Source organism: Microvirga puerhi (assembly GCF_020089865.1).
Lineage (GTDB): Bacteria > Pseudomonadota > Alphaproteobacteria > Rhizobiales > Beijerinckiaceae > Microvirga > Microvirga puerhi.
This window is the reverse complement of sequence record NZ_JAIRBM010000007.1, coordinates 248089-254208: the sequence shown is the minus strand read 5'-3', so window position 1 is coordinate 254208 and position 6120 is coordinate 248089. Positions and strand designations below refer to the sequence as shown.

Here is a 6120-nt window from a genome sequence, read left to right as displayed (position 1 = left end):
GCGGCAGCAACGGCCATCTCTGGGCGGTCGAGGACACGGCGGCGAATGTGACGCATGTCTACGGCAAGGTCGACAACTACCAGTTCCATGTCGATCTGGCCGGCCTCAAGCTCGGGCTGACCACCTCCGACTTCATGCTGTAAGATCGGACGTCACGACAACCATCAAGACAAAGCCGGGCGCAGGACAACGCGCCCGGCGCATTCAAGAATTCCTCACGCTCTTCATTGCTGGGATCAGTGGCGAAGAGCGCGAGGATCTTTCTTCTGCACTACTCGGGCAACTCGGCCTTCCGCATCCCTTCCGCCCACCGGTCAAAGTCCTCCGCTCGACGGATCGGAAACGACGACTTAAGATTTGACAATCTCAAGTCCGGATCGAGCTCCCGCAGATGTGTCGCAGCCTTTCTTGCCTCCGAGGCCCGGCCGGCCATAGCATCACTCGCAGCAGCAACGCAGGTTGCGATAAAGTGATCTGGATGCTCATGAAGAGCAGCGTGCGCCCAGGACGCGGCCTCATCGTAGCGGCCAGCGAAAAAATACGCACAAGCCATTGCAGCCTGCGAGTTGAAGATCTGCGGATCTTGTGGATTCAAACGCATTGCGCGCGTGATGTTCTGAATCGCGACTTCCGGCTCTCCAACCCAGATTTTTCCCCAGCCGCTGAAGAGCCAAGCGGATGCGAGATTTGGGTTGAGTGCTATGGCGCGGTCGATCAAGTTGATGCCGTGGTCATGCTCTCCGAGGACATATACGAAAGCAATGCCGGCGGCGCACAGGGCGATCGCGTCGTCCTTGCCCAGGGCTGCGGCGCGACGAGCCAGGCGCTCCGTTTCAACAGCTTCCTCCGCACGATCGATCATCCAACCGCTCGCCTTCCGTTGCGAATAACACCGGGCAGCCATGCCGTAGGCGGACGCGAATTCCGGATCGAGCTCTATAGCACGGTAGAATAGTCGGAGCGCCTCGTTATTGGACTCCCGGCTCCAGTGATGGACTGCGGACATGCCACGCAGGAAGCAGTCATAGGCATCGAGGTTCTCGGTCGGCTTGCGTTTAGCGCGATCGATTTCTGCCTGCTCAAGGCGAGGTCCAAGGGCACCGACGACATTCGCGGTCACCTGGTCCTGCAGATCGAAGACATCCTCGAGCGCACCATCGAAGCGATCTGCCCAGAGATGAACACCGGTCGTTGCATCCACGAGCTCGGCCGTAATACGCATCCGATTGGCAGCCCTGCGTACACTGCCTTCGAGAACATAGCGCACGCCCAGCTCACGCCCGATCTGTTTTATATCTACCGCTCGCCCTTTATAGGTAAAGCTGGAATTGCGTGCGATAACGAACAACCAGCGCAGACGCGAGAGGGCGATGGTGATGTCCTCCACAATTCCGTCGGTGAAATACTCCTGCTCCGGATCGCCACTGATGTTTCCGAACGGCAGGACGGCAATCGAAGGCCGGTCCGGCAAATCGAGGGCGGGTATCCGCGTCGACATGATCTCCCCCATCACAGCACGATAAGCCCTCACCGGACGCGGAATATTTTTGAGGTGTTGAATACCGAGATCGGCAAAGCCAACGCCTATCTTACCCTCGATATGACGATAGACATCTTCCGAGATGCAAATTCCGCCAGCCTCGGCGATGCTCTCCAGGCGAGCCGCCACGTTGACGCCCTCCCCCAGAATATCATCCTCTTCGATCAGCACGTCTCCGAGATTGATTCCGATACGGAATAGCATTCTGTAGCTTGCTGGCAGTTCGGAATTGCGTGCTGTCATCAGTTTCTGGATATCGAGGGCACATTCGACGGCTGCGACGACGGAGGGGAACTCCAACAGAACACCATCCCCAATTGTCTTTACCGTTCGTCCACCGTGGCTCGCGATGCTGGGCGCAATCGCCTCCCTATGGCCACGAAGCGCACGAGCGGTACCGGCCTCATCGGCGCTCATGAGCCGACTGTAGCCAACGACGTCTGCGGCAAGGATCGCCGCAAGCCTGCGTTCAGGGCCTTGCTCGATCACGGTACACCTATTCCTGCGATGGCCTGGGCACTATAGCACGGGTATTGGCACCACCGTCCTAGGGATTGAGTTTCTTAAGTCCTCAAGCTTTAATTCCTAGAAACTGCGTCTGCTCAATGCAGCTGCTTGGCTGCGCTCGAGCAGGTCCGCCAGTCTTGGAGAGCCAAGACGGCCTCCGAATTGCTCGCATTTCATGGCAGCGGCAACGTTGGCCATGTGGACGGCATAGGATAGTTCCCAACCGTTGACGAGCCCATAGACATAGGTGCCGTGCCAAACGTCACCGGCATTCAACGTATCGACGGCACGAACAGGTATCGATCGAACCAACAATGGCTCCGCGTCTCTTGCTCCGCGTTGCCATATCAGTGCCCCCTCGGCCCCAAGCGTCACTCCCACGACGGCTGCACCAAGTTTCGAAGCGACTTCTCGCAATGCTTGCTTCGGCGACGAACCTGCTACGAGTGAGAGGAGAGCTGGTTCCGAGAACAGGACATGGTCCGCGAAAGATATAAGGTCCCAGATTGCGCCGGGAGCAGCAATATCGGCATCGACAACAGTAGGAACACCACGGCGGCGCGCCTCCTCCAATACCGGCTTCGCACCCTCAATCCATCGCATGTCGACGAGGACGGCAGCGGCCTGAGCAATCTCATGAAGCGGCAGCCAACGCGCGTCACTGTCGAGCGACGGATCGGTGTACGGAACCACGAGTCGCTCGCCCGCGCTGTCGACGAGAATGGTCGAGAACGCCGTTCGCGCACCCGGCACGCGCCGAATTCGATCCGTCCTTACGGCCTCCTTGGACAGATCGAGCAGAAAGCTGTCTCCGGTTGGATCCTCTCCAATCCGCGCCCACAGCTCGACCCGACCGCCGAGGCGCGCGATCGTCACCGCAGCCGCTGTTGCCATGCCCGATGCGGCCTGTACGGCTCTCTCAGGCAGCACCTTAGTGCCCTGCCTGGGAATCTCGTCCACCTTGAAGATCGTGTCCCAGAAGGCGCTGCCGAGGCAGATCACCGGCTTCTTGCATGGTGGCATGAATGACCGCCGGTGCTCGCTATTCCAGCCGGAGTGCTCGTGCGCGCGCGTTCATGATATGCACAACGCCAGCCTCCACCGCCGCAGTCGTATCGCGCCGCTTCATCGCGGCAATAATGGCCAAGTGCTCCTGCATCACCGGAATGACCAACTCCTCGTCAAGGCTGGTTTCACTCTGACGGATCAGACGCACCTTGATCCAATTCACGCGATATGCCTTCGAGATGATATCGTTGTTGAGTTCGTCGATCATAGTCTCATGAAACGCGCGATCTATCTGCTGAGCCTCAGCGACGAGCTCCTTGGTCAGACTAGTCTGCGCCGACGTGACAACCGATCGATGCGCGGCTTCCATTCGCTCGATCGCGGCATCCCCCGCTGTCAAACTAAACGAGGCGATTGCCTCTCGCTCGAGGATCAGACGGAACTGGAATGCATTGCGGATCAGGCTGATATCCAGCGGAAGAATTTGCAAGCCGCGTTGCGGAACCGTATTGATCAGCCCCTCGGCCTCCAGCCTGGGGATCAACTCCCGAATTGCGCCGAGAGGTTGGCCAGTCAATACGACGAGCTCCCGTTGAGTGACGAACTGTCCTGGCCTGATTTCACTCCGCAGTAAATGCTCCGTGAAGGCGTCATAGGCCCGCTCGCGTAGCTTTAGTTCCGTGCGAGGAGTTGGACGAGCAACGTTCATGCGACCGCTCTTGTCGAACTGCGAAACGGCTCCAGTAGCGCAGTCGCCCGGGCCGTATCGCGATGGTCCAGCGTAGGGAGCGGCGGCCTTGCAAATGCCCAGGCGTTATCCTTGCGAGCATGAGCTACAAGCGCCTTGACCATGGGAACGATCGGATGCCGTCCGATTTCCTCAACGAGCTCGATGATTCTAGGATTATCCTGGCCGCTTTCCGCTAGTGAGATGATGGCCTCAGGCAAAATATTAGCGACTCCGCAGATCGAGCCGGCCGCGCCGGCCGCACATGCTCGACCGAGATAGGTTTCGTCGCCGACCAGGATATCGAGATCTGAGAACGCCTCAATGAGCGCGAAGGTCGCCTCGGCCTTACATGCACTGTCCTTGATCCCCCTGATCGCCTTCGGATAGCGCTCAACAAGGCGGGAAATAACCGCGTGCGAAAGAGGCACGCCCGTCATTCCTGGAATATGATAAAGAAGCACATCCCGTAGATCCGTACCGACCGAGTCGAACACGGCGGAATACCAAGCAAAGACCGTCTCATCGGTCGCAGGACGGAAATAGAATGGTGGCGCCAACAGAACGGCGTGAGCCCCTCGCCTGAGGGCCCGGGCGGTGCTGTAGGCTGCTTCGTCAATCGAACAGGCAATCACGCCTTCGACAAGCCGCCCCGCCGGAATCCCGAGACCGATGAGTTCATTGGCCACGCGCTCGCGCTCCATAACGCCGACCGAAGGTCCCTCTCCCGTCGTGCCAAAGATAGTGGCCGTGCGGCAGCCACGTGCGAGACAGTCCAGCGCATGGCTCGACAAGCGTTGCACATCCACTCGTCCCGCGACGAACGGTGTAACAAGCGCAGGGCTGATGCCGAAATTGAGCGACACGAAAGCCTCCAGTGGCAACCGCAGATCGGTGCCATCAATTGGTCTGTTGACACTAACATGTTACATGGTGCTTAATCCGTTGCAAGCATAGAAAAGAGCCGGAATAGGCCGTGGCAGGAAACAGGGAGGAACGGACAATGGCTGAAACAACAGGCTCACTCACCCGTCGCACTTTTCTCGCGAGCACGGCGGCCGCTGCATATGGACTCGGCGGCACACTACCGGCTCTAGCGGACGTAAATTGGAAGAAATACGCAGGCACCAAGATCGGCGTGAATCTCATCAAGAGCCCTCGCGGCGACGTCCTACAGAAATTCGAGAAAGAGTTCACCGACCTGACAGGGATTCAGGTTTCGTCCGAACAGACTCCGGAGCAGCAGCAGCGGCAGAAAGCCGTGATCGAACTGAACTCCGGCAGCCCGAGCTTCGATGTCATTCACATCAGCTATCACGTTCAGAAGCGTCAATTCGAGAAAGCCAATTGGCTCGCCGATATCAGCGCCTTCATGAAGAATCCCGAGCTGACGGATGCAAGCCTCACGGAATCCGACTTCTCACAAGCCGGCCTCCTCTATGCCAAGAACCCACAGGGACAAATGCTGTCGCTGCCGTTCTCAGTTGATTACTGGATGGTATACTGGAACAAAGACCTTTTTGCGAAGAAAGGACTTTCCTATCCGCAGACCTTCGAAGACATGGTGAAGGCTGCGGAAGCCCTTACCGATACCAAGGAAGGCACGTACGGGTTCGTGGCGCGTGGCTTGAAGAATGCGAATGTTCCGGTATGGACGAGTTTCCTTCTCGGCTACGGCGTCGATCCGGTCGATGCCAACGGAAACCTGATGACCGATGGACCGGAAGCAATCGAGGCGGCACGTCTCTACCAAAGGCTCCTGACGAAGTCCGCTCCTCAAGGAGTTGCCGGTTTCAATTGGTCGGAATGTCAGTCCGCCTTCCTGCAAGGGAAGGTCGGAATGTGGCTCGATGGTGTTGGTTTTGCTCCTCCGCTGGAAGATCCGGAGAAGTCGCGGGTCGTGGGCAAGGTCGGCTACGGAGTCATGCCGCGCGGCCCCAAGGCACAAGCGTCGGCCACGTTCGGAGATGGCATCGGCGTCACCTCGGCGAGCAAGAACAAGGAAGCGGCCTACCTCTATTGCCAGTGGGCCATATCGAAGATCATGGGCGCACGCCTCCTGCAGGCAGGCGGTGGCGTCCCATTCCGTCTCTCGATACTCAACGATCCTGAGGTCCGAAAGGGCGTGAAGATGCCACCGACCTGGATCGACGCGGTGGCGGAATCCGGCAAGATCAGCAAGCTTGGCCTTCCTGTCGTGCAACCGGTCACGGAGTTCCGGGATATCATGGGCATTGCTCTGACAAATCTTCTCTCCGGGGGAGACCCGGCGGCGGAGCTGAAGAAGGCAACCGAGCAGTTCAAGCCTATTCTCGAGCGCAGCGAGAAGGCGTGAGGC

5 protein-coding genes are annotated in these 6120 nt (G+C 58.5%); 1 reads left to right on the top strand and 4 read right to left on the bottom strand.

Annotation, left to right across the window (positions count from 1 at the left end; all coding sequences use genetic code 11):
- Positions 1 to 271: 271 nt before the first annotated feature.
- From K9B37_RS11970 to K9B37_RS11955, 4 genes are all read right to left on the bottom strand, one after another.
- Positions 272 to 2029, bottom strand: coding sequence for an adenylate/guanylate cyclase domain-containing protein (locus tag K9B37_RS11970; protein ID WP_224313308.1), 1758 nt, complete (start codon positions 2027 to 2029; stop codon positions 272 to 274).
- Positions 2030 to 2125: 96 nt separating this feature from the next.
- Entirely contained in the window at positions 2126 to 3070 is a 945-nt protein-coding gene (locus K9B37_RS11965; protein ID WP_224313307.1) for a PfkB family carbohydrate kinase, read from the bottom strand.
- A gap of 19 nt (positions 3071 to 3089) precedes the next feature.
- Positions 3090 to 3764, bottom strand: a complete 675-nt coding sequence (locus tag K9B37_RS11960) for a GntR family transcriptional regulator (protein WP_224313306.1) — start codon at positions 3762 to 3764, stop codon at positions 3090 to 3092.
- On the bottom strand, positions 3761 to 4648 hold the full coding sequence (locus K9B37_RS11955) for a dihydrodipicolinate synthase family protein (RefSeq protein ID WP_224313305.1): 888 nt from the start codon (positions 4646 to 4648) through the stop codon (positions 3761 to 3763). Before K9B37_RS11955 ends, K9B37_RS11960 begins: the two co-directional genes overlap by 4 nt.
- A 137-nt stretch (positions 4649 to 4785) precedes the next feature.
- Here K9B37_RS11955 and K9B37_RS11950 point away from each other — a divergent pair, with 137 nt between their 5' ends.
- A complete protein-coding gene (locus K9B37_RS11950) occupies positions 4786 to 6117 on the top strand; it encodes an ABC transporter substrate-binding protein (RefSeq protein ID WP_224313304.1) in 1332 nt (443 codons plus the stop codon).
- Positions 6118 to 6120: the final 3 nt, after the last annotated feature.

Coding starts and splice junctions, on each gene's coding strand:
- K9B37_RS11965 (WP_224313307.1), bottom strand. CDS start 3,070: ATGCCACCATGCAAGAAGCCGGTGATCTGCCTCGGCAGCGCCTTCTGG.
- K9B37_RS11960 (WP_224313306.1), bottom strand. CDS start 3,764: ATGAACGTTGCTCGTCCAACTCCTCGCACGGAACTAAAGCTACGCGAG.
- K9B37_RS11950 (WP_224313304.1), top strand. CDS start 4,786: ATGGCTGAAACAACAGGCTCACTCACCCGTCGCACTTTTCTCGCGAGC.